General features: G+C 32.3%; 24 protein-coding genes and 2 pseudogenes. 7 read left to right on the plus strand and 19 right to left on the minus strand.

What is annotated here, in order from left to right; all coding sequences use genetic code 11:
- From HMPREF3264_RS05280 to HMPREF3264_RS05340, 14 genes are all read right to left on the minus strand, one after another.
- A partial coding sequence (locus HMPREF3264_RS05280; protein ID WP_141764452.1) for a tandem-type lipoprotein occupies window positions 1–441 on the minus strand: 441 nt, incomplete at its 3' end.
- A gap of 93 nt (window positions 442–534) precedes the next feature.
- Window positions 535–819 carry a hypothetical protein gene (locus HMPREF3264_RS05285; protein ID WP_002444953.1) on the minus strand — a complete coding sequence of 95 codons (285 nt, stop codon included), beginning with the start codon at window positions 817–819 and terminating at the stop codon, window positions 535–537.
- Between the two features lie 3 nt (window positions 820–822).
- Complete coding sequence (locus HMPREF3264_RS05290) at window positions 823–1,149, minus strand: hypothetical protein (protein ID WP_070872266.1); 327 nt, start codon at window positions 1,147–1,149, stop codon at window positions 823–825.
- Entirely contained in the window at window positions 1,149–2,555 is a 1,407-nt protein-coding gene (locus HMPREF3264_RS13125) for a hypothetical protein (RefSeq protein WP_070872269.1), read from the minus strand. The genes HMPREF3264_RS05290 and HMPREF3264_RS13125 overlap by 1 nt, the downstream gene beginning before the upstream one ends.
- Complete coding sequence (locus HMPREF3264_RS05300) at window positions 2,552–3,337, minus strand: tandem-type lipoprotein (protein ID WP_070872321.1); 786 nt, start codon at window positions 3,335–3,337, stop codon at window positions 2,552–2,554. Before HMPREF3264_RS05300 ends, HMPREF3264_RS13125 begins: the two co-directional genes overlap by 4 nt.
- 283 nt (window positions 3,338–3,620) lie before the next feature.
- Window positions 3,621–4,757: a quinone oxidoreductase family protein gene (locus HMPREF3264_RS05305; protein WP_070872271.1), complete on the minus strand. Its 1,137-nt coding sequence runs from the start codon at window positions 4,755–4,757 to the stop codon at window positions 3,621–3,623.
- Window positions 4,758–4,950: 193 nt separating this feature from the next.
- Entirely contained in the window at window positions 4,951–5,829 is an 879-nt protein-coding gene (locus HMPREF3264_RS05310; RefSeq protein ID WP_070872273.1) for a T3SS effector HopA1 family protein, read from the minus strand.
- 16 nt (window positions 5,830–5,845) lie between these two features.
- On the minus strand, window positions 5,846–6,808 hold the full coding sequence (locus HMPREF3264_RS05315) for a phosphotransferase (RefSeq protein ID WP_256323959.1): 963 nt from the start codon (window positions 6,806–6,808) through the stop codon (window positions 5,846–5,848).
- 189 nt (window positions 6,809–6,997) lie between these two features.
- Window positions 6,998–7,147, minus strand: coding sequence for a hypothetical protein (locus HMPREF3264_RS12775; RefSeq protein WP_002444967.1), 150 nt, complete (start codon window positions 7,145–7,147; stop codon window positions 6,998–7,000).
- Between the two features lie 321 nt (window positions 7,148–7,468).
- On the minus strand, window positions 7,469–8,107 hold the full coding sequence (locus tag HMPREF3264_RS05320; protein WP_070872276.1) for an NAD(P)-dependent oxidoreductase: 639 nt from the start codon (window positions 8,105–8,107) through the stop codon (window positions 7,469–7,471).
- A 145-nt stretch (window positions 8,108–8,252) separates the two neighbouring features.
- A complete protein-coding gene (locus HMPREF3264_RS05325; RefSeq protein WP_070872278.1) occupies window positions 8,253–8,681 on the minus strand; it encodes an Rrf2 family transcriptional regulator in 429 nt (142 codons plus the stop codon).
- A 162-nt stretch (window positions 8,682–8,843) separates the two neighbouring features.
- Window positions 8,844–9,506 (minus strand): ABC transporter ATP-binding protein, encoded by a 663-nt coding sequence (locus HMPREF3264_RS05330; protein ID WP_070872281.1) that lies wholly within the window; start codon window positions 9,504–9,506, stop codon window positions 8,844–8,846.
- Window positions 9,507–9,518: 12 nt separating this feature from the next.
- Window positions 9,519–10,568, minus strand: a complete 1,050-nt coding sequence (locus tag HMPREF3264_RS05335) for an ABC transporter permease (protein WP_070872287.1) — start codon at window positions 10,566–10,568, stop codon at window positions 9,519–9,521.
- Between the two features lie 234 nt (window positions 10,569–10,802).
- On the minus strand, window positions 10,803–12,290 hold the full coding sequence (locus HMPREF3264_RS05340; RefSeq protein ID WP_176746819.1) for a trypsin-like serine peptidase: 1,488 nt from the start codon (window positions 12,288–12,290) through the stop codon (window positions 10,803–10,805).
- 322 nt (window positions 12,291–12,612) lie between these two features.
- Between HMPREF3264_RS05340 and HMPREF3264_RS05345 the strand changes: the two genes are divergently transcribed.
- The 6 genes from HMPREF3264_RS05345 to HMPREF3264_RS05360 all read left to right on the plus strand — a co-directional run bounded on the left by HMPREF3264_RS05345 (window position 12,613) and on the right by HMPREF3264_RS05360 (window position 15,543).
- Complete coding sequence (locus tag HMPREF3264_RS05345; protein ID WP_070872290.1) at window positions 12,613–13,101, plus strand: hypothetical protein; 489 nt, start codon at window positions 12,613–12,615, stop codon at window positions 13,099–13,101.
- Complete coding sequence (locus HMPREF3264_RS05350; RefSeq protein ID WP_070872293.1) at window positions 13,101–13,604, plus strand: hypothetical protein; 504 nt, start codon at window positions 13,101–13,103, stop codon at window positions 13,602–13,604. The genes HMPREF3264_RS05345 and HMPREF3264_RS05350 overlap by 1 nt, the downstream gene beginning before the upstream one ends.
- Window positions 13,605–13,657: 53 nt before the next feature.
- Window positions 13,658–13,819 carry a hypothetical protein gene (locus HMPREF3264_RS12780; RefSeq protein WP_176746820.1) on the plus strand — a complete coding sequence of 54 codons (162 nt, stop codon included), beginning with the start codon at window positions 13,658–13,660 and terminating at the stop codon, window positions 13,817–13,819.
- 27 nt (window positions 13,820–13,846) lie between these two features.
- On the plus strand, window positions 13,847–14,035 hold the full coding sequence (locus HMPREF3264_RS12910) for a zinc-ribbon domain-containing protein (protein WP_256323960.1): 189 nt from the start codon (window positions 13,847–13,849) through the stop codon (window positions 14,033–14,035).
- Window positions 14,032–14,385, plus strand: coding sequence for a DUF805 domain-containing protein (locus tag HMPREF3264_RS12915; RefSeq protein WP_256323963.1), 354 nt, complete (start codon window positions 14,032–14,034; stop codon window positions 14,383–14,385). Before HMPREF3264_RS12910 ends, HMPREF3264_RS12915 begins: the two co-directional genes overlap by 4 nt.
- A gap of 177 nt (window positions 14,386–14,562) precedes the next feature.
- Window positions 14,563–15,543, plus strand: a complete 981-nt coding sequence (locus HMPREF3264_RS05360; protein ID WP_070872295.1) for a tRNA dihydrouridine synthase — start codon at window positions 14,563–14,565, stop codon at window positions 15,541–15,543.
- Between the two features lie 200 nt (window positions 15,544–15,743).
- On the opposite strand, the pseudogene HMPREF3264_RS05365 reads toward HMPREF3264_RS05360, so the two are convergent.
- Both HMPREF3264_RS05365 and HMPREF3264_RS05370 read right to left on the minus strand, forming a co-directional pair.
- Window positions 15,744–16,483, minus strand: a pseudogene (locus tag HMPREF3264_RS05365) (acetoacetate decarboxylase).
- Between the two features lie 35 nt (window positions 16,484–16,518).
- Window positions 16,519–17,538: a ketopantoate reductase family protein gene (locus HMPREF3264_RS05370; protein ID WP_070872296.1), complete on the minus strand. Its 1,020-nt coding sequence runs from the start codon at window positions 17,536–17,538 to the stop codon at window positions 16,519–16,521.
- 185 nt (window positions 17,539–17,723) lie between these two features.
- Between HMPREF3264_RS05370 and HMPREF3264_RS05375 the strand changes: the two genes are divergently transcribed.
- Window positions 17,724–18,218, plus strand: a complete 495-nt coding sequence (locus tag HMPREF3264_RS05375; protein WP_070872297.1) for an isoprenylcysteine carboxyl methyltransferase family protein — start codon at window positions 17,724–17,726, stop codon at window positions 18,216–18,218.
- 297 nt (window positions 18,219–18,515) lie between these two features.
- On the opposite strand, the pseudogene nhaC reads toward HMPREF3264_RS05375, so the two are convergent.
- The 3 genes and pseudogenes from nhaC to HMPREF3264_RS12920 form a co-directional block, all read right to left on the minus strand.
- A pseudogene (nhaC, locus tag HMPREF3264_RS05380) lies at window positions 18,516–19,912 on the minus strand (Na+/H+ antiporter NhaC).
- A gap of 60 nt (window positions 19,913–19,972) precedes the next feature.
- Window positions 19,973–21,823 (minus strand): tyrosine decarboxylase, encoded by a 1,851-nt coding sequence (gene tdc / locus HMPREF3264_RS05385; protein WP_070872298.1) that lies wholly within the window; start codon window positions 21,821–21,823, stop codon window positions 19,973–19,975.
- Window positions 21,824–22,227: 404 nt separating this feature from the next.
- Window positions 22,228–22,428 carry a DUF6007 family protein gene (locus tag HMPREF3264_RS12920; protein ID WP_070872299.1) on the minus strand — a complete coding sequence of 67 codons (201 nt, stop codon included), beginning with the start codon at window positions 22,426–22,428 and terminating at the stop codon, window positions 22,228–22,230.
- Between the last annotated feature and the right edge of the window lie 10 nt (window positions 22,429–22,438).

Consider the following 22,438-nt stretch of genomic DNA (forward strand, 5'->3'; position numbering starts at 1 on the left):
TTCGATTTCTTTTTTTAATTTTTCATCTTTAATTTTCTTAGTAGGTGTAATTTTATTACTTTCCATTTTCACTGGATATTTTTTCTCTTTATCATTATTAACATTATCTTCTGATATTTTCCTCACAACATAATACCCATGTGTAGTCCTAGTATTTCGGTTTATATGTAAGACCATACCTCTTGAAGTCATAATTTTACCTTTTGGCTGTTTTGTCATTTCAGATCTAATAATCCAAGTTCCTTTATCGTCTTTATCAAATTCTTCATCTCGAAAACCTTCTTTATCGTAAAAATCTTCTAGATTTTTAGTAGGATACATACTTAAAGTTTTATTAAAACTTTTTTTAATTTCAGTTTCCTTGCTATCTCCACAACCACTGACCAAAATTATCAAAACTAATAAACTTATGTATATAGTTACTTTCTTTAGATAATGCATTGGCTCACATCTTTCTGATTTTACTTCATTTATACTTTTACAAAAATGCACATTGTAAAAAAAGCGCATCACTTTGATACGCTTCTAAATTCATTAGTCCATAATATTCTTTAAATTATTACTTATTTTATCCAATTCAGACATTGCACTATCTACCCAATCGCCTTTAGCTGAACCTTTAAAATTTTTGCTGAAAGCGTGGCAATGGCTCATTGTTTGTGTTATCAGTGCTTTTTCTTCAGCTTTCATCTCATTTTCATGATCATGGTGCCTTTTAAAATGCTCTGGAGCAATTACACCTGTAATTTTCTTTTTCTCCATTTCCTTTTTTAATTTATCTGTAACTTCATCACCTAAGATAGGATTCGGCATTAACATATTTTAATCAGCCTCCATTATCTTTTCAGATTGCTTTAAATATTCTTTTCTTACTTCATCTTTATAATTTTCCAACTTTCTCTCTCTATGATGAATATGATCATTTATTTCTTGATCACATTCCTCAATAATATTCATCATTCTAGTATTAGAATCATCACTATAATTCATTTTACTTTTTAAATATAAGAACGCTTCGTAACTTTGATCATTTTCTCTTTTTAATTGAAATCTTTGTTCATTAAGATTTTGTAATTCGATATCAATTTTCTTTTTTTCTGCGTCATAGGCATCTTCCAGGTCTTCTATCTTCTTATAATTTGAAAACATCACATCAAGCTCCCTATTTGACTTGCTAACATTTGGTCTTTATTCACTATTTCATTAATACTATTTTTAATTTTAGATACATACATACTATATTGTAAGGAAACGTTTGATAATTGGCTTAATTTAATAGAAATTTTATTTTGAGGCGTGGTAACTAGTTTATATTCATTAACATTTCCAGCATCTAAAGCGCTTAATACTTCATCACCAGAAAGATGTTTTCCTATTTCATTTCCAGATTCTTGAGCTTCTTCCCAGTTTTTTTCAAATTTCTTATCCATCTCATGGTACATTTTTTTCAAACGTTGGAATTCTTCTTCAACTAATTGATTTAATCCCTCAGCTATTGAAAGAGCAGTTAAACATTCTAATAACTTTTGTTGAGAAGAAGATAGGGCTCCTCCACTTGCTTGAAGTATATTTGCTCTAACTTCATCAACTTTTCCTAGTTTATTTTTAGTTTGCTTTTTCGCATTTATATATGTTTTATCATTCGCCTCTTCATATTTTTCTAATTTTTTAAGCACTTTTTTTATTACTTTTTGTTCATTTGCTGACATAAAACCATCTATTGAATGACTTTTACCATTCTTTAGAATCAACTCATCCCCAGCTGATACATAATCCAAATGTTTAACATTTCCATTCAACCAATCTTTATCTGAAACAATCCTAAGAATATTCCCATCATATTTTTTCAACAATTCGTCTACATCAGCATCATTTTTCGTATCAAAATCGCTACTTAATTTTTTATCAAAATAACTACTTAATAAGAGTGATAGAGGTGTTTTTAATATGCGGGTTTCTTTTACCGCCAATGGAGCTGGATTATAGACAACAATTTTCTTAATACCATTACTTGTGCCTATAATTATAGCATCTCTACCTCCTAAAGAATGACCTGTAATTATATCTATATCATACTCCTTTTGCAGGTTTTTTATGAATTGTTGTGTACCTTTAAATTGAGCATCTTTATTGGTTATTGAATGCAATCCAATATTTGCATCTGCACCAAGATCTTTTAGCGTCTCGGCTGTATCCTTATAATCTTGCTTAGATGCTTTGACCCATGGGCTAACTAAGCTAGCACCTACCCTTTTTAGTTGTTCACCATGAAAATTAGTTCCTGTCATACCAACCGTAAGTTTACCTGTATCTTTATTTAAAAAGGCTGTTGTTGTAGTGCCAGTTTTCGGATCTGTATAACTGTCAACGTATTTTAATTTTTTTGGGAATTTATTAAATTTCTGTAAAATACTAATTTGAGTATCAATTTTATGCTTTTTCAAGCCATTATTATTCGCATTTTCTATTTCATAACTTATCTTAGATACTGAGCTTGTTTCTTCAGAGTTATTTGTTATATTACCAGGTTTTATTTGATATTCAGTTTGACTCATGATTCATTATCCTCACTTGGGGTAAATTGTACAGCATCTGAAAAAAAGATATTCTCTTCTTTATTTTCTACAAAAGTAAATTCTAAACTTTTAGAACCTACAGATGAACCTTTTAAATCGCCATCGCCTTTCAATAATAATTGAGGTGCTTGTTTGGTTGGGATGTCATACCTCTTTCTTAATTGTTTAACGTTATAGTCATTATTACTCAATTGATACTTTGCGGAATAACTAGGTACATTAGGATTGTAAGATATATCTCCATCTTTATAATCCTTTAAGTTTTTAAAATCTCCATATTGCACAAAAAATTTGAAGTTTTCAATTTCTTTTTTTAATTTATCATCAGATATTGGCTTTGTTGGAATAATTTTATTTTGTTTCATTTTTACAGGATATCTCTTTTCATCATCTTTTGGTCTACCTTTACTGTCATCTGTTGTTTTTCTCACATAATAATATCCTTTAGTTTTTCTAGTATTACGATTAATATATAGAAACATGCCTCTAGATTCCATGCTCTTGCCTTTTGGTTCAATAGTCATGGTAGAGCCAACTATCCATGTTCCTTTGTCATTTTTATCAAATTCTTCATCACGGTAGCCCTCTTTATCGTAAAAATCTTCTAGATTTTTAGTTGGATACACATTTAACATTTTATTAAAACTTTTTTTGATTTGTGCTTCTTTGCTATCGTCTTTATTCATAAATCCACATCCTCCAATAAAAATCGTTATTATTAAAAAACTTACGCATAAAAGTAACTTTTTCGAATGTTTCACATTTTCACATCTCTCTGTTTTTGAATTTTTTTCTAAAATCATGGTATCTTCATATAAATATTGAGTTATAATACAAATTTCTCTTTTATATTATCAAACAATACATACCCATTCAATTTAATTTATATTTGTATATTATTGTTATGTTTATATAGTATAAGAACCACATAGTCATCTTTTTGTATAACTACGTGGTTCCTCAATTATTCTTACTTCTAAGTTGTTTTATGATTTTTTAGTAATCATTTCTAAAGGCAATCTCTCAGTACCATAATAAAGGGCATTAATTAACCATTTTAGCCTCTTCCTCATATAGCATTATCGCTTTGCCTAAACGACCTCTCGTGTTATAGGTACGGTTAACAAACTCACTGCCTTCTTTAATAGAATAACTTCTATCTATAGGTACAATAAATTCATTTTCATCATAGTCTGAAATGGCGTTTTCCAAATCTTTCCACGTTCCAATGCAGTTACCGATTAATGACAGATTATTAAGCATCACTTTTAACATTATATTTTTAAGATGATTAGGGGTATTTTCATCTTCATATTCAGAAAAATCGGGATGCTGATTCTTATAACCGCATGTGATGTAACGTCCTCCTGTTTCCATTTGATTCACTGCTTTTTCTAAATGCAAATCAAAATAAGGATCGAATACAACATCAAATTTGCCCAAACCCGCTTCTTCCCACTTATGCACATTTCTATCTATATGATGCAATTTAGCTGGCTTAATGAGTTCTTGTTCTTCGGGCGTCCATTTAGAGGTACTTAATACGGTCGTATCTATTCCCATTCTGATTAAGTTGTTAATAATGAACATAGACGTATTAGATCGACCGCTTAGTACTAGCGCGCGTTCATTGGGTTTGAGATTTACACGTCTTACCATACTCGTTGATGTTTGCCCACCTATTGAAAAGCCTGCTGCCACACCGTTATCCATATGATCAGGTATTTCAATAAGCTTTGACTTATGTAACCTGAGCCATCCTCTTGAAGCTTCATTTGTTACTGCTCCAGGTGCCACACCAGAAAAAGGAGGATCCGGATACGCACAATTGGGTATCACACGTTGTCCAATTTCAAATTGTTCTACTGAAGACCCTTTAGCAACAATGGTCCCTACAAAGTCTGAACCAAAATAAGCAAATGGCGGAGCTTGAAAGTTCACATCTTCTTGCATGTTTAAAGCCGCTTTTAAAATAATGGCTTTATCTCTGTAATTACAAGAAAACGCATCAACTTTTACTAACACGAAATGTTCGTTCTCTAGCTCATCTTCTTTGAAACTTGGTCGTTCTAGTTCAATCAAACCACAATGAATGGGTGTTCCTGCAATATTTACATCAGGCAACATGGTTACATCATTTTTTGATACTAAATTTGTATTAATTAAAGCTAATACCTTCATAAGTTGAGTCACTCCTGTCAATATAAGTCATAAGCTTTTAAACCATTTTGGTTAGAGCATTGTTCAATATGAAACATGTGCTTTTTAAAATAAGACCATTTACATGCGCTTCATCTGCCTCAAGCGCCGAGGATTTACACACAAATGAATGAAACAATTTATGATAAGCGAATCGCTCATCCCACATTTAAGTTCACTGCACGGCATTTTTAGATAAATCTTTAATATCTATCTGATTCGCAATCAACCTTTGCTTCAATAACAATTGGAAGGCTACACCTGTATTAAAGTAATCCTGAATGGCGTCTGCTATGGCACTACAACGATGTTCACCAAAGCTTTGTTGGATACCATTGATTTGAATAGGTTCCTCAGCTGTATAAAGGTTATGTCTTAATTGGCTAGCAAGTTGTGAACCTTTCTTAATCTTTAAAGGTGATCTTTCAATATGTTCAATTAATACTTGTTCAACTTTTTCTTTATCTTCACTACTGTAAAAAACAAGTGCGTCATTTCTTGGATAACTATCAGAAGATGACAAAACTTTAGCGGAAAAGCTTACATTCTTTTCAACCAACTCATTGACACATTGACTCCATAGCTCTATCGCATATTGGGGCGTGTCTGCATAAATATAATGACGTGTAATCTTATTCATATGTAAACCATTGTTTGTATGTACAAAAATGAAAAATCCAGGAGTCAAATTAGGTCTAGAACAAGGTATAACAAGGCTATTATCTTCATTTACTTCTTCATTGATTCGAAGTCCTTGAATGACATGATAAGTGTGACCGTTGAAATTTTGAGTGCTCGTCTCTACTCTAATTCCTGGGTCTTTAATACGACTTACTATTTGTTGGTTCAAATCATTAAATGTTTTTGTTGTTTGTTTGACTTGATTATTTAAATTTCCAGTATGTAGCATTGAATAAAGCCACTGTTTCAATTTACTTTTTTGATTTTCAAGCACGTCATCATATGTTTCATTATCTATTTTAACTCTGTTCAAATCCGTTTCTAATTCTATTTTCAGCGCTAAACCTTCTAACGTATTTACTTTTTCTGACATAGTAAGGCCTCCTATTTTATTCAAATAGCTCTATTAGATTTTCTGGAAACACTATGATTTCTCTTCCTATTCCGAGTATTGCTTTATCTATGGCAGTTAAACGAAATGAAAATTTAGCTCTACTCATGATTCTTTCTACGAGAAACCAACCTATATTTTTAGAAAAATGTATTATATTAATCGCTTTTTTAGATACATAGGTTTGATAAGCTAATTGAATTAACGGTCGCATTTCTTCAATATAATTGACACCTCGTTCTATAAATTGATCTTCTATCTCTTTGGCATTTGAAGTGTCTTGAGTCGTTTCGGTAAAAGTCTTTAATAAACAATCAAAATAAATTGAACCTATTAAACCAGCTAAATCTCTAGTTGGGTCACCTTTACGTAATTCTTCAAAATCTATAATCCAAAGCGCATCATCCGAATATATAAACTGATCCAACCGTATATCGCCATGACAAATACAAACGTCACTATCATGAAATCCCTTCATTATCGTTTTCATAAATTGTAAATCTTGTTGCAATAGACGAAACAACTCTAATTCTGCACCTGTACAACCGGCATATTCATATTTATTTAGTGAATTAAATAACGATTCGCGTTGGGGTAATTGATCTTCTGAATCTATATTCAAGTCAGTAATATCAGCTAAATGTAATGTCACTACCATATCTGCAGCTTCTGCAATTTTATTTTTAAAATTTGGAGACGGCTGTTCTAATTCATCTTCTAATGATGTAGCATTCTCAATCCATTGATATTTTAGTGATAAATCGTTCTCTTCATAGCCAATCAACTTAGGGGAATTCAATCGAATATCGTTTGTGCGTAAGTCCTCCCATTTCAAGCAATTATGATACCTTCTGAGCGCATCACTTTTAGGGCCTTTAATTACTTTATGTAAATATTGCGTTGTTCCATCTTCTTCAAGACTAATGATATTACGACCTTCTTTAACTTTTAGCATCGACATCTTCATGCTCCTTTCATGTAAGGCTCGATCATTTATTTTAAAATGGGTATGGTATGATTGTTTTTATGTAATCATTGATACTATTATGAGACTCCAATATCTCATGTAGTCATTTCTTTTTTCATATTAAAAGTTACTACCCTATAATCTTGATAATTTAAATTACAATATTATTGATCATGAACTGCGTTATGCGGCACTCCAAGTAACTGTGTAAGAAACGGAAGCTGAGATGGATGATGTACGGCCATCACCTAAATCTCTTTCTTCTAATGCGCTTCGTTGAATATGATTTGATGTTGTGTAGCGACTATATCCGTTGAATAAAATATTTTCCATATATAATTCCTCCTGATGTTATAGGGTAGCAACCGCTTTCATTATAATTCCAAAAAAGAGTAAATTCAATTTTTATATGTAAATTTACATTAAATTTATTAATATGTTCCTATTTAAAATATGAAATTTGTCACTAGTATAAAGAAAATATTAATGTTTTATAAAAATTAAGTATACACGATGGGTAATTTCGAAATATTGAACCCAACACACGAACTTATTTTAAAAACAAAAAAGCCACAAAATGAGTTAGAATTAACATCATTCTGTGACTTAGTATTGTATAAAGTTAGTTTTACATGTCTTTATTTATTAAATTGATTATTCTTGTTCTCCAACAACTGTGAATCGTTCGTTAACGTGGTCTGCATTTTCAGCTTCATCAACAATTGCAATCGCATAGTCTGCATAGCTGATATAACTGTTACCTTGGCTGTTAACTAGTAATTGATCTTTACCTGATGTATACGTGCCTGTACGTTGACCTTCTGGATCAAACTCTGCTGACGGACTTACAAATGTCCAAGTGATTCCTTCTGTGTCTTTAAGTTCTTGAAGATTACGGCCTTGGCCTGCAGCTGTTGGTTTAAACATATCTGGAAATTCTGGTGTGTCAATTAAACGTGTCGTTTGTGCATCATCTACGAATAGACTACCAGCACCACCGACAATAATCGCTCTAGTATCTACGTCTTTTAATAGGTTAATTAAAGCGTGACCAGCTTCAACATGTGCATCTTCTTCGCCTAGCGGTGCACCGAATGCATTAACGACTACATCAAGATCTTTAATATCATCAACTGTGAGATGGAAGATGTCTTTCTCTATCGCTTTCACATCTTGATGATCTAATTTAGCTGCATTTCTGACGATTGCAGTTACTTCATGACCACGTTGTGTTGCTTCTTGTAATACTTTATTTCCCACTTTACCTGTTGCTCCAATAATACCGATTTTCATGCTTAATTCCTCCACTTTTTCTTTTTTAGAGTGATTGTTATGATTCTATTTGAATGGTGTCTTCGATTCTAACTTAGTTTCCAGCTATATCCGCGCGCTCTACATGTAACTTAATTAGTTACAAGTTGGATATAACGGATTGATTTTATCCGTTTTGTTGTACAATGCCTGACACAATATCATCCATAGTGACATTGGCTAACACTGTTTCCATCGCATCTTGTGCTCGAAGTAACACTATTTCTAGTACACTTTGAATATTCGCACCTACAACACAATTGATATTCGTATCTTCATGCATTTGGAAGAGTTCGCCCTCTTCGACGACCTCTACTGCTCTATAGACATCAAGTAATGTAATGTCTGTGAGTGGTTTCAATAATTGAATTCCACCGCTCCCTTGATGTGTTTCAAGGAAACCTGCTTGTTTTAGTTTACTAATCAATCTTCTGATTACTACTGAATTTGTGTTTACACTGCCCGCAATGTACGCGGAAGTGAGTGTTTGATTACGCTCGATGTGAACTAGAGATAATATGTGAACAGACACAGTAAATCGACTACTAATTTTCAAATATCTCACCTCATGTAACTATTATAGTTACAAGTTAGTTGTAAAGTCAATTTAGAAGTTTACAGCTACTTATTTTTAAGAAAAAACGATAATTTCTACATTAGTATCGTTAGAAATTACCGTTTTACCTAAATCAAAATTAATTTATGTTCCGAGATTGAGTTACTTTTCTTTTAAGTAACCATCTTGCATATGATATGTCTTATCGCAAAATTGTGTTAATCGTTCATCGTGCGTCACGATAATACAGGTTTTATGACGTTGCTTAGACTGTTCTTTTAAAATTTCCATCACTGCCATTGCATTGTCAGTATCCAGTGAAGCTGTCGGTTCATCGGCTAATATAATAGAAGGTTTCGTATAAATTGCCTTAGCAATTGCGACACGTTGCTTTTGACCTCCTGATACTTCAGAAGGTAGTTTATTCTCAATTTCTTTTAAACCTAAATCGTTTAATAATTTATCGAATTCTTCAGTACTTAGCACGTCTTTTTTATATTTTTTCAATAAATGAAATTGTTGCTTTATAGTTAGAAAAGGTACTAAGTTCGTGGATTGTAAAATAAAGCCAATTTCTTGCATTCTCATCTTAGCTAGTTGCTTCTGACTCAATTGTGAAATTCTATTATCATTAATGTGTATTTCTCCGTGTGTTGGCGTCTGTAGTGCTCCAGCCATTGTTAGGAATGTACTTTTCCCAGAACCTGAAGGTCCTACAATAGCTACTAATTCGCCTTTATCAAAGGTTAAAGATGTCGATTTAACCGCTTCAATCATTTGATTTCCGTCTTTAAATTCTTTCGATACTTTATCAAATTTCAACATTGTCGCACCTCCTTATTCTATTGCTTTAAGTGGGTCAATCTTTCTAATAGATACCACTGAGAATAAACTGCCAACTAGAGAAGTCAGTATTAAGACGACTCCAAACAGAATCAGCGTCATCATATTAAATTGTACCGGCACTGCCTCAGGTAAAATTAAACTTGTGAGTAATGTAAGTACTAAACCTATCAAAGTACCAATCAGTGCAAGGATAAATGTTTGTGCTAAAACCATCTTCATCAAGAAACCATTGGTAAATCCTTGCGCTTTCAATACGCCAAATAAGTTCTTCTTCTGCAATGTAATGACATACAAGAAGACGCCAATCACTGTTGCTGAAATCACAAATAAGAATGTAATCATAAAGTTCATTGTTAAATTTTGTGGTTTGTATCCAGGGAGGTCTTCAATAAACTTATTTATACCTATGACTTCAAGGTCGTTATTCACTTTTTTATCTTTCCAATGTTTATCTCGTACAACCACCGCATTTGTTTTCTCGGATGTTAGAGCCGGATTGATCTTCTGTATTGTTTTATTATTAGTGAAAATGACTGGCGAAGCATTATATTTAGCACTTTCTGAGACACCTACGATATGTAACTTTTCATCAGACTGAGATAATTTAATCTCATCTCCTACTTTAAATCCTTTATCCTTAAGTGTCTGATCAATCACAACCTCATTATCTTTAGTGAACTTTTTGCCTTTCGTGATTTTCGGAATTAGAAATGAATCTGATTTAACACCAAAGAGTAATGCATTCTCTTCATGACTACCATTGGAGGCGATCACGCCCATCTGCTTCAATGATGACGTCTCTTTAAACTGATCTCCTACTTTAGACGTCTTGAAAATAGATTGTTGAACAGTTTGATTCGCATCTTTATTTAAAACAATGGCATCCGCCTTCCACTTCTTAATTCCTTCTGTGTTCATATTGATTAAGCCATTAGCTAAGCCCGAAAGTAAAAATAATAAATAACTAATGAGAACTAAAATACCAATGATTAGGCCAAACTTAAGCTTATTACGTTTAATCTCATTCCATGCAAGAAACATATAGTACCTCCTTCGTTTATACCGTTACCCTAGTATAGCAATGATTAAGTTACAGGATATAATAAATACACTTATATGAATTTATCGGCTAAATATGAAAAAAGCTAAGCAACACAACGTTGCCTAGCCGAGTTCTAATTTAGAGTTTATAACCACCTTAGAAGTCTAAACTTAAATTACTTAATATTTTCAATTCGTGCTCAATCAATTTTCGTACTATACCATCAATCAACCCTATAAAATATTATCAATAATTTCTTTACGTAACTTCCCTCTGATTTCTGCCATTGTGTTTAAATGATATGTCTTGTACTCTCCTGAATTTACTCTGAACGCATGGACACCGACAATTTCATTTTTACTATTTAAGACTGCCCCACCAGACGAACCAGGTTCAGCCATCATTTGATAGTAACCAATGGGATTGACATTACGTGCTGTCATCGAATATTTGCCTTTGGAATGATACATTGTGCCAGCTGGATCGTTTTTATATTTACCACTTGGCGTACCATAGTGATACATATGGATAGGCGTGTTGGCTTTCATTGATTTAATGGTAGTTTCTGAAGCGATTTTACGTATTTTCATATATTTTGAAATGTCTTCATATGTGTAAACTAAAGCAACATCACCATATTGCAGCATTTGAACGCCGAATACTTCAAGCGAACGCCCAACTTTAGAACCTTCCTGTAACAAGCTAATTCTCATATTCTGCGGTTGTGAAGGTGTTAATGGTTTATGTGCACGTTGATCATTGACTACATGATTAGCAGTTAAAATCGTATGTCTACCAATTGCTGTTCCCGTACCGTAAGTTAATTGTTTGGCTGTAGGATTCCAGTTAAATACCATCCCGATATTAGCGTCTTTCGCCTTAGTATGTTCAATTGAAACACCTTTATTGCCAGACTTCTTCATGATTTTCAAAGCGTCATCAAGGCCTGATTCTTTCGTCGTTTGCCCGAAATCACGCACGTTGTCACCGCCTGGTACATTGGATGGCCAACGTTTAGGTGGTTTATTGTAGTAATTCTTTTGAGATTGTGAATGCGTGGTTTTAGTCGCAGTTCTAACTGAAGTTTTAACGCTCGGTTTTACAGGTTTAGCTTTTGTGACTTTTGATTTTGAAGTTTTAGACGTTGTGGCTTTAGATTTTGTCGTTGTTTTTGAAGTTCGTGATGTCTTGGATTTTGAGACTTTTGAAGATGACGAAACCTTTCTCGTCTTTGTTGCTTGCGATAACCATTGTGGATGTTTATGTACTGGATGCACGACCTTCGTTTTCTTTTGAGATTTAACAGTGGCTGGTGTCACTTTGTGATGAACTATTGTTCGGTGCTGAGGTTTCGCAGTTTGTCTTGAAAATGAGGTCCCCTTACGTTTGGCATTACTATATTTCTGACTATTGTTTGGTACCACATGATTCGAAGATAGATGTGTGCGTTTAACATATTGTGTTGAAGTTGGTTTAGTCTTTGGCGTACGATAATTACTATTCTGAGTGACTTGTGTCGGTTGAATATTACTTTTAGTTTTAGCTAAATGATGATTGTGTTGAATAACTACTTGTTGTTTTGGCGTCCCTTTCGCCTTTACAATATTCCCTTTAGTTGTGGCACCCGCTTCATTGATTTGAAATAACGCAGATAAACCAATAATCATTAACAATGCAACAATGATACGAGTGAATCTTCCCAATATATCCCCTTTATTCACTATGTATTTCCCCACTTTCTTAAAACATAGGTATAATTTTTATATGTATTTTCACTATAATGTATAATTGAGTTTGGCACAATATAAACAACACGATATTAATAAAGTTTTTTACAGTTTAAAATCGAGTTGGAAATTATTATGAAAGAGCGTTTTATCATTAATCATATTTATAAGCAATGACATTTTATAAGCGTTCATTAAGAGCTAGTATAAAAATTAATTCATAAATAAAACCAAAAAAATGTAGTGGATAAAACTATAAAAATTGTATAAAATGAGCTTACTGAAATTCAAACTATTACAGTAAAGGGGATAAACAATGAAAAAAGCTATTAATATTCTATTAATTGCAATTCTATCGATAATATTTATTGGGCTAGTATTATTTGTGGTAAGTTTTGCAAAAGATACTATTAAAGGGGATAACACCACAGCAGAGACAAAGTCGAAATCTCATGACAGTGCTAAAAAGGATAAAGTCTCCAATAAAAGCAATAATGTTTCAACTTCGAAAACTGACACAATGAATAGTAATTCGTCTATTGAAAATGTTTCACAACAACAAACAAACTCTAATGAAAGTAATAATACGCAACAAACAGATAATCAACAAGAACCCCCTGGTAAAAATAACTTTAACCAGGCAGCTGTGGATAATTCTCTTGATGAAGCAGAACAAAATTTAGATCAATTCGATGAAGATGGAGATGGTCGGATTGAAGACAGTGAAAGAACAACTACAACAGATTTATTAGAGTCACAGGGAAGATTAAATATTTATAAAGATAATAACAATGGAGAAAAATAATGAAAACAATAATAAAGGTATTAAGCGGTTTAATTATATTAACACTAATATGTATCACTGGCTTATTTGGTTACAATAAATTAAAAGAAAATGAAGATTTGAAAAAGCAACTTAATCAACATCAAACAAACCAAGCGAATGCAGATACAACATCAGATAAACAATCAAATCAAAATGATACTAACGACTCAGAACAATTTACAAATGCTAATTCTATAACAAACAACGAGTCCAATGATAATTCACAAAACAATAAAGTCAATCGTAACAATGTCTTTGACTATGTTATTAAAGGTATCAATGATGATGGCGGAGACACTTCACTAATGAAATTCAGAGAACCAACCTATGATTCTAGTAGTGGTATTTGGACTATTGTTGCAACCAATAAATCAAACGTTGGCGCAACTTATAAAATTAATGTAGATAGTACAGGTCACGTAACAATGTACGAAGGCATAAATGAGGATTTAGTATTAGACGCTGACGTTTCACTTAACTAGATGCTACATATATTAATTATTTTATCTAACTTTGTTATTTAAGGAGAACGACAATGAAAAAAGCTATTAATATTCTATTAATTGCAATTCTATCAATAGTATTTATTGTGCTAGTATTATTTGTAGTAAGTTTTGCAAAAGACACGCTATTTAATAATGATACAAAGGCTCATAGCTCTAACAAGAATCAAGTGAGTAATAAAAAAGAGAACTGATAAATAAAATGAAAAGAGATGAATAAAATGTATTGTTCTAATTGTGGTACTAAAATAGAAGGAGATTCTAGATTTTGTTCTAATTGTGGACATAACATAGAAAAGTTAAATTCGAATTCTTATCAAGATTTTCAAACTAACAATCAACATAGTAAGAAAAATCCTTTCGAACTTTTCAAGATGGTTGGAAACATATTTTTAATTACAAAGGGATAACATCACGTAGAGGGTTTTGGTGGTTCTACTTATTCAATGCTTTAACAGGCGTCTTAGTTTTTCTCTTCTTATACCTGTTATCAGCTCAAGACAGTTTTATAGATCAACTTGCATTAACGATTTTTTATTTACCTCTAACATCAATTGGTGCAAGAAGAATGCGTGACACCAATCAGTCAATCTATTGGGCAATTATACCTATAGGTTTACAGTGGTTCTTTCAACCGTTCCTAGTTGGTGATTACGTAAGTAGTTTTGGCAATTTAATCGCTTTTCCATTTGCAATTGTATTTATAGTCCTAGCTTGTCAACGTACTAAATATAGTGGTAATAGAGAAAGAATTAACTAGTCTTTAGATAAATTTTATGCAAATCACCTTAAATATTACATCTTTTAGACTACTGGAAGACTTCCCGCTTTCATGGTTATGACTGGAAAATTCCTTTTGTATAAGTTCATCTTTTGTGGTAATATCATCATGCGTAAAAATTCGAGATACTTATAATGAAGAAGGTTTAAATATACTATGAAAGAAAATTTTTGGAGTGAATTACCACGTCCATTTTTCATTTTGGCTCCTATGGAAGACGTGACAGATATCGTCTTTCGTCATGTTGTGAGCGAAGCAGCTAGACCGGATGTGTTTTTCACTGAATTTACAAATACTGAGAGTTATTGTCACCCTGAAGGTATACACAGTGTGCGTGGGCGCTTAACATTTAGTGAAGATGAACAGCCTATGGTCGCTCATATATGGGGAGACAATCCAGAGCAATTCCGAGAAATGAGTATTGGCTTAGCAAAGATGGGCTTTAAAGGCATTGATCTAAATATGGGCTGCCCTGTAGCGAATGTTGCGAAAAAAGGTAAAGGTTCAGGCTTGATTCTTCGTCCTGAAAGAGCAGCTGAAATTATCCAAGCAACTAAAGAAGGCGGTTTACCAGTAAGTGTTAAAACACGCCTTGGTTACTATGATATAGACGAGTGGAAAGATTGGCTGAAACATGTCTTCGAACAAGACATCGCAAACTTATCTATCCATCTCCGCAGTCGTAAAGAGATGAGTAAAGTAGATGCTCACTGGGAATTAATCGAAGCAATCAAGAACTTGCGTGATGAGATTGCACCAGATACGTTATTAACAATTAATGGTGATATCCCGGATAGACAAACAGGTATGGAACTTGCAACTCAATATGGCATTGATGGTGTCATGATTGGTAGAGGCATTTTCCACAATCCTTTTGCTTTTGAAAAGGAACCTCGAGAACATACAAGTAAAGAGTTATTAGACTTGTTTAGATTACACTTAACATTGTTTGAAAAGCATTCTACTGAAGAAACACAACAATTCAAAGCTTTACGCAGATTCTTTAAAATCTATGTCCGCGGTATTAAAGGCGCGAGCCAACTACGTCATCAATTAATGAGCACTGAAACTGTAGACGAAGCGCGTGCATTGCTTGATGAATTTGAAGCAAGAATGGACAGTAGTGTAGAGTTTTAATATTCATCATTGCAAGTTAAGAAGTAAATGATTATCACTTATAATTGTAAACTTAATTGCACAAATATCCCCTGTTAATCACACGGTTAACAGGGGTGTTTTATTGTATAAAAATAAGCTCTAAAAGTTGGATTAACACGCCCAACTTTTAGAGCTTGTATATCGTTATTTTTATAAGAAGCTTTTAATACTAACTTAGATTATTCGTCTTTTAAATAATCATAGATGGGTTCGGATTGTCCTAAAGATAAATCCGCAATGATATGTTGTGCGTCAACAATTTTTCTAACTGGGAAGTCAGCCAGTGGTGCCATTACATGTTCGAATAATTGTAATCTAGCTGGACTTCTGTAAGCACGTTTTAAGTGAATATCTGTAATTTGGCTACGTGTTAATTCATTTTTAATTAAAGTCGTATCATAACCTCTGAATTGCTTTAACATAAATTGCGGTTGCGTAATCGCATCAATTGCTTCTTGATCTTCCATTTTATAATAATCGTATCCCATCGTCGCTTGAGCTACTCGTAGAGAACGATAATCTAAAGTTCCTACAATGACATCGTTGTCTACATAAAGATTAGGTTCACCCGATTTTTTTGGAAAAGCAGAAATTTCACGTCCTGAGGCGATAGCTGCTTGGTTATCTACATACATTGATAGATAAAATTCGCCTTGTTCCCCGTTATATTCAACAGGAATGACTTGACCTGCTTCCATATAACTACCTAGACCTGTAGCATCAGGCATACTGATAATTTCAAATTTAATTTTATTATCAATGACTTTTAAGGGTTCTGGCACAACCTTTTCTAAAGCTTCTTTATCAGTTTCATATACGATATTTAAATATTCGCGGTCTCTGAAATATATTCAGTAAGTGGGTAAATAGGTGAGTTAACAGGTGTTGAAGCAACGTTTTGAACGTCTTCTTTTTTCATTGTTTAAATGCTCCTTTTAATGAATCATTCCAATTTTATTCTACAACTGATTTAAATTTTTCTATACTTTCACTGAAATCAGGTACTGTTTTTTGATTTTGGGCATCTGAAACAATCTCTACAATTAAATCGTTAACTGGTGTGTTAACGTTATTTTCTTTGCCTAATTTTGTAACGATACCGTTAATATAATCGATTTCTGTTGGACGTTGTTTTTGTAAATCTTGAAGCATGCTGGCTTCTAATGATCTAGAGTGTTTAATCATTTCTCTCATTTCGTCAATTTGTTTTTCAACATTTGTAATTTCTTCAAAATATTTATAATCTAGTACGCTTAAGCTTACAAATTCAATTCCTGCACTTTTACCAACATTAATTACTTCATTAATTGCATAGAGTGCTGCTTTAGCGCCTGTATCATTATCTACTACGTCACCATATGTTCCTCCAGTAGCTGCAGACATACCACTAAAGGCACTGTTAATAATTAATTTAGCCCATTTAGTACCTGGTAAATTTTCAGATATACTAATACCACCAATAGGAGAAAGTGCTTTTTGAATATTTTGTATGCGTTCAGTGATTTCTCCGTTTAATTCACCAATTTGAATTGCATTTTCTTTGAAAGATTCAAATTCAGTAGTAAGTTTGGATTTACCAGGGCCTTCGAACGTTGCACCGAATTCAACTGATCCAGCTACAATTTGTTCTTTTGGAATCGTTTGTTGAATAAATTCCTCTGGCACGCCATTTTGTAGTGAGACTAATACACCATCATTTTTAAGAATTTCTTTTACTGTTGGCAATACATCTTTATTAAAGACTTGTTTAGTTAAAAGTAGAACGATATCGTATTTATCGTTGATTTGACTAGGTGTAAGAGCTTTTACATTCTGTGAATAATCTACCTTGCCTACGATATGTGCACCGTTATTATTTAATTCATTGACATGTGCTTCATTTACATCGATTAAATCAACGTCTGGGTTTGATTCAGATAAGAACGCACCCATAATTGTTCCAAGAGATCCTGCTCCGTAAATAGCTATTTTCATAATCAATCTGCCTCCTTTATAATTCTTTCTACCACATTTTTCAAAATTAAATCTTATAAAATTATATTTCTTTTACTGCACACGTTTACTAAAATTAATAAATAGTTAATAGTATTTCATGCGTTTCCTCTATAAAATACTTTATGTTATCAAAGTTTATATATATAACAAAAACGGAGGACATCATGATTTTAACTATATTATTTATCTTTTTCTGTATCCGACTCATCAGTTTAAAGATATCCATTAACCATTCGCAACAATTAAAAGTAGACGGTGCAGTTGAATATGGCGTTAACAATTCAAAATTTCTAGCAATCACTCATGTATTCATCTATGTTTGTGCAGGCGTAGAGGCAATGATGAATAAAGATACTTTTAGCTTAGTCAATGGCATTGGCTTAATGATATTAATTTTTGCATATATCATGTTATTTGTAGTCATTAGAACATTAGGCGGAATTTGGACATTGAAATTATTTATTTTGCCAAATCATCCTATTATTAAATCTGGATTATATAAAGTGACGAAGCACCCGAATTACTTCTTAAATATCGTTCCAGAGTTAATCGGCGTGTTGTTGTTAACACACGCTACGTATACAACGATATTATTAATTCCATATGCGTATTTCTTATATGTGCGTATTAAACAAGAAGAGAAATTAATGAAGATATAAAAGGAAAAGCCTGTCATCACGATGTAGATGATGAAGCGTCGTTGAAGTGTGACGTGTTCATTCATTCGTGACAACAGGCTTTTTATTAATGTGGTGTAATGATTGAGTTAGGTATGTAGAACTTTAAGTGAAATGTGTACGAGTTTTGGAGAATCCCATCATAATGACGAGGTCAATTTAACCATGTCGTTTGTCTTACTTCAGACAACCCTCACACTAACCCTTATATCAGACTACCTTCAACATGTATTGGTCTTCTATATTAATGTGTTTTTTTACACCTAAATGTTATTTATGTCACGTCATCTTATTTTTTGATATTTTATTTTTCAATGTAAATCCTAAAATAATGGTTATTATAGGACATAGCAGTGGGAAAAATGCATAAGGTAAATATTCTAAGGCACTTACTTTAAGTGCTCCCACTATAAAAGTACCACTTACGCCCCAAGGAATTAATGCGTTGACAGCAACGCCTGCATCAGCAAGTGTTCTTGTTAAATATTTTTTATTTAATCCCAACCAATCAAATGAATTTCTAAATGTTTCTCCTGGAAGAATGACAGATAAATACTGTTCTCCCACAAGTACATTTACCATTATCGAACTTATCGCTGTAAGACTTACTAATTTAAATGGCGCATTTACAAAATTTTTAATTTTTATTATCAACGTAGATATTATTTTAAACTTAATCAGCAGTCCGCCTAATCCTAAAGCTAAAATAATTAAGCACGCAGAACTCAACATACTAGATATACCGCCTCTAGACAAAAGAACATCAATGTTTTACTTCCAGTATGTGATACATATCCTGTCATTATTACTTTCCCTATATTTTGAAAGCTTAAATGAGGATTATTAATTAATGATAAGATAATGGCTACTACTGATCCAACTAATAATGTTGGAATTGCCGGCACTTTTTTCCAAGCAAACAATAAAAGAAATATTACTGGCACTAAAGTAATTGGGGAAATCCAAAATCCTTCGTTTAATGTGCTTATCATAGATTTAACACCACTTAAATCAGAAGAAATATTTGGGGCACCTAACAAAATATAACCTATACTAGATAATAACAATGCCAGTATAGCTGTCCACTTAACATTTAAAATATGCTCAAATAAATTCACTTTTCCAATACCTGCTGCTAAATTAGTTGTGTCTGACAATGGTGAAATATTATTTCCTAAAAATGCACCAGATACTATTGCCCCAGCAGTCATGGCATTATCAAATCCTAAAATATGCCCAATACCTAAAAATGCTATACCCATAGTAGAAATTGTAGTGAAAGAACTACCCACTGTAACTCCTACAATACAACACACAATAAAAACAGTTAGTAAAAAATATCTTATAGAAATTATTTTAAATCCATAAACCATTATTGTTGGAATTGTACCTGACATTATCCATGTCGCTACTAAAACTCCTATTAATAAAAATATTATTATTGGTATGATACCAGAACTTATTCCTGAAACAATTCCATCTTGTATTTCATCCCAAGTAAATCCTTTAAATTTTCCATAGAATATTAAAATCATAAACACTAATAAAATAGGTACATGGGGAGGTAGTTTTTCTATTATGATAAGGTATCCTAATATGATTAATAGGGATACTAAGATAATAAAACTTTCTATAAAAGATACTTCTTTCTTCTTTTTAATTTGTTGGCCATTCATTATGTACACTTCCTTTTAAGATAAATATTATATGATCATCTTAAAAATACTCATTTATTTTCATAGATTTCTTAATTTATCTTGCATTGCAGCTTGTATTTTCGGTACATATTTTTCAAAGTTTTCTTGTTCATTCATATAAGGAGTAAGTACAGCAGCTCTTAATATTGTTACTTTGCCAGCTCTATACCATTCTTCTTCAGAAAATCCTAAATCTTCCACAAATTTGAGTGGGCTATTTCCATAATCAGAAATAGCAAAATCCGTGTGAGAGGTGATAAATTCATTATTGTAAATATTTTCAGCTACATATGATGCTTGTTCATAAAAAGCATGGTTTAATTTATTCATTTCTACTAAATCATTATTGCCTTTTTCTTTAAACACATAATCTACCATATTGAAATCAGGGCGTACTAATGAATGAACTTCAATTTCTTTATCACCAACTTTAAATGATTGTTGATTTAAGAAATCATAAAATCTTAAAGCGCCTTCTATAGAAGCACCTATTAATTTTCCGTAACCAGAAATATTTAATGGTAGTACATGATGTGCAGCCCACACAGCTACAGCTGTTGCTCCTGCTTTAGATCCTTCTAAGATATATGCACCCAATAGTGCAGGAACTTCTGCTCCTTTTTCAAATACATAAGTAGCAAAATATGAAATTACCTCTCTCATTCTAATATCTTTAATTACAATGCCACCTGCAGAATAGGGAATATAGCCCATTTTATGAGGGTCGATAGTAACAGATTCAGTTAATTCTATAGCTTTATAGGCGTCATAAACCTCTTTAGTTATATATTTTTTATTTTCTGTAAATACACCATATTCTTTATGAACTTCTTCTAAATTTTCATATGGAATAAATTCATTGTCTTCATCTAAGAAAATAGATCTACCATAACCACCGTAAGCAGCATCTACATGAATATAATAATAAATACCTTCCATCATTAATTTTTCTCTGAGATTAACAATTTTATCTATACTGTCAATCGCTCCTTCTTCCGTTGATCCAACTACTCCGACTACGCCTAGTATTGGGATGTCATCTGAAGCTAATTGTCTTACAATTTTTTCTAATTCATCTATATCCATTCTATATGAATCATCAACTGGAACAGATACTACTTGATCTAAGCCAATGCCTATAATATCTGCTGATTTTAACCACGAATAGTGCTTAGTTTGGGGAACCAACCATTTACCTAATTTTTGTAAATTTCTTCCACTTCTTGCTGAATTATTTTTTATATCATCGAATTTTTCTCCTGCTTTTTCAGTTAAGTCTACAATCTCTTTTGTTGGCATATTTAGTAATTCCCATTCAGATTTTCCTTCTACTAATTCGGGAGCCGCTTCTTTCATAGCTAAAGGAAGAGATTTGATATTACGTGCATACCATAATCCTTCTAGGTTTGCTAAAGAACCATCAGCAACAATATGTCCCCATCCATTTTTATAACTCATTAAATCAGCGAATTCATATCCCACTTCTTCTTCCATTTGAGAAGTAGCTGGAGAAGATTCATAAGCAACATTATTTCCATTCCATAACATGGCAAAATTATAGGCTAAAATAGACGGCATTAAAGTTTCTGTATTCATATGTCCCCAATATCGTCCAGCAGTGTGCCATGGAACTGAATGCGTTCTCATCCGTGCAGAAATTTCATTCATTACTTCATTCATATGATTTACCGTTTTTATGTATTTTTCTGTATTTTTTTCTTGAGGTGTAATCACTGGTCGATCTTGAGGCATGTAATTTTGTCGCCAACCAAGATGTTCATCAACCAAATTAATTAGCATTTCTTTATATAACTGGCCATTTTCAGCTTTGTCTCCTATAAATAATGCATGTAAATTTAAATCATTTTTCTCTAAGTTTTTTTTATTCATAAATAATACCTCCTAGTATTTTATCCCGTTCAAGCCCCCTCCTAATGTGTGGTTTTTTATCACAAATATACGGAAATTTTATGAACGTTTTACAAATAAAAAAATCTCAATAAGATGCACTTTAATTTAGTAATTTTACACTAAATTGATTTATAAAAAATAAGGCAACTTCGCATAATTTAAAAAAATTACTAAATTAAGAAATTGCCTTACAAAAAAACTATAACATTAGTAAATATATACCACAAATTAAAAAGTTTTTTCAGAATTTTTATATAAATGTTAATAAATTATTTTACCATTAACACAATTTTAATAATTGAATAGTTTTGATTTTTAAAACCTAAAAATATGGACTGGTGAGAATTTTTAAATTCTCCCAGTCCAATTTAGTATAGAGCCGATTAATCTTGCTCTTTAATATAAATCCATAGCATATGTGTTGTTAAAATCAATCCTATAGAAAAGAAAATGATGATTATTACGTTTAGCAATATACTAATGAAATTGTAAGTTGGTAAATATTCAAATAAAAGAAACATTGGTATTATAAATAACAAATCCCACCAACCTAACATTGTTAAAGATTCTTTTAAATTTTTCATATTATCACCT

Source organism: Staphylococcus sp. HMSC62A08, from assembly GCF_001839105.1.
Classification (GTDB): Bacteria; Bacillota; Bacilli; order Staphylococcales; family Staphylococcaceae; genus Staphylococcus; species Staphylococcus caprae.

Bases quoted from the DNA above. Each gene is read 5' to 3' on its own strand.
- HMPREF3264_RS05310 (WP_070872273.1), bottom strand. From the start codon at position 5,829: ATGTCAGAAAAAGTAAATACGTTAGAAGGTTTAGCGCTGAAAATAGAA.
- HMPREF3264_RS05375 (WP_070872297.1), top strand. From the start codon at position 17,724: ATGATTTTAACTATATTATTTATCTTTTTCTGTATCCGACTCATCAGT.
- HMPREF3264_RS13125 (WP_070872269.1), bottom strand. From the start codon at position 2,555: ATGAGTCAAACTGAATATCAAATAAAACCTGGTAATATAACAAATAAC.
- HMPREF3264_RS05335 (WP_070872287.1), bottom strand. From the start codon at position 10,568: ATGTTTCTTGCATGGAATGAGATTAAACGTAATAAGCTTAAGTTTGGC.
- HMPREF3264_RS05370 (WP_070872296.1), bottom strand. From the start codon at position 17,538: ATGAAAATAGCTATTTACGGAGCAGGATCTCTTGGAACAATTATGGGT.
- HMPREF3264_RS05290 (WP_070872266.1), bottom strand. From the start codon at position 1,149: ATGTTTTCAAATTATAAGAAGATAGAAGACCTGGAAGATGCCTATGAC.
- HMPREF3264_RS12775 (WP_002444967.1), bottom strand. From the start codon at position 7,147: ATGGAAAATATTTTATTCAACGGATATAGTCGCTACACAACATCAAAT.
- HMPREF3264_RS05330 (WP_070872281.1), bottom strand. From the start codon at position 9,506: ATGTTGAAATTTGATAAAGTATCGAAAGAATTTAAAGACGGAAATCAA.
- HMPREF3264_RS05315 (WP_256323959.1), bottom strand. From the start codon at position 6,808: ATGTCGATGCTAAAAGTTAAAGAAGGTCGTAATATCATTAGTCTTGAA.
- HMPREF3264_RS12780 (WP_176746820.1), top strand. From the start codon at position 13,658: ATGAAAAAAGCTATTAATATTCTATTAATTGCAATTCTATCAATAGTA.
- HMPREF3264_RS12910 (WP_256323960.1), top strand. From the start codon at position 13,847: ATGTATTGTTCTAATTGTGGTACTAAAATAGAAGGAGATTCTAGATTT.
- tdc (WP_070872298.1), bottom strand. From the start codon at position 21,823: ATGAATAAAAAAAACTTAGAGAAAAATGATTTAAATTTACATGCATTA.
- HMPREF3264_RS05305 (WP_070872271.1), bottom strand. From the start codon at position 4,757: ATGAAGGTATTAGCTTTAATTAATACAAATTTAGTATCAAAAAATGAT.
- HMPREF3264_RS05345 (WP_070872290.1), top strand. From the start codon at position 12,613: ATGAAAAAAGCTATTAATATTCTATTAATTGCAATTCTATCGATAATA.
- HMPREF3264_RS05285 (WP_002444953.1), bottom strand. From the start codon at position 819: ATGTTAATGCCGAATCCTATCTTAGGTGATGAAGTTACAGATAAATTA.
- HMPREF3264_RS05320 (WP_070872276.1), bottom strand. From the start codon at position 8,107: ATGAAAATCGGTATTATTGGAGCAACAGGTAAAGTGGGAAATAAAGTA.
- HMPREF3264_RS05350 (WP_070872293.1), top strand. From the start codon at position 13,101: ATGAAAACAATAATAAAGGTATTAAGCGGTTTAATTATATTAACACTA.
- HMPREF3264_RS05360 (WP_070872295.1), top strand. From the start codon at position 14,563: ATGAAAGAAAATTTTTGGAGTGAATTACCACGTCCATTTTTCATTTTG.
- HMPREF3264_RS12920 (WP_070872299.1), bottom strand. From the start codon at position 22,428: ATGAAAAATTTAAAAGAATCTTTAACAATGTTAGGTTGGTGGGATTTG.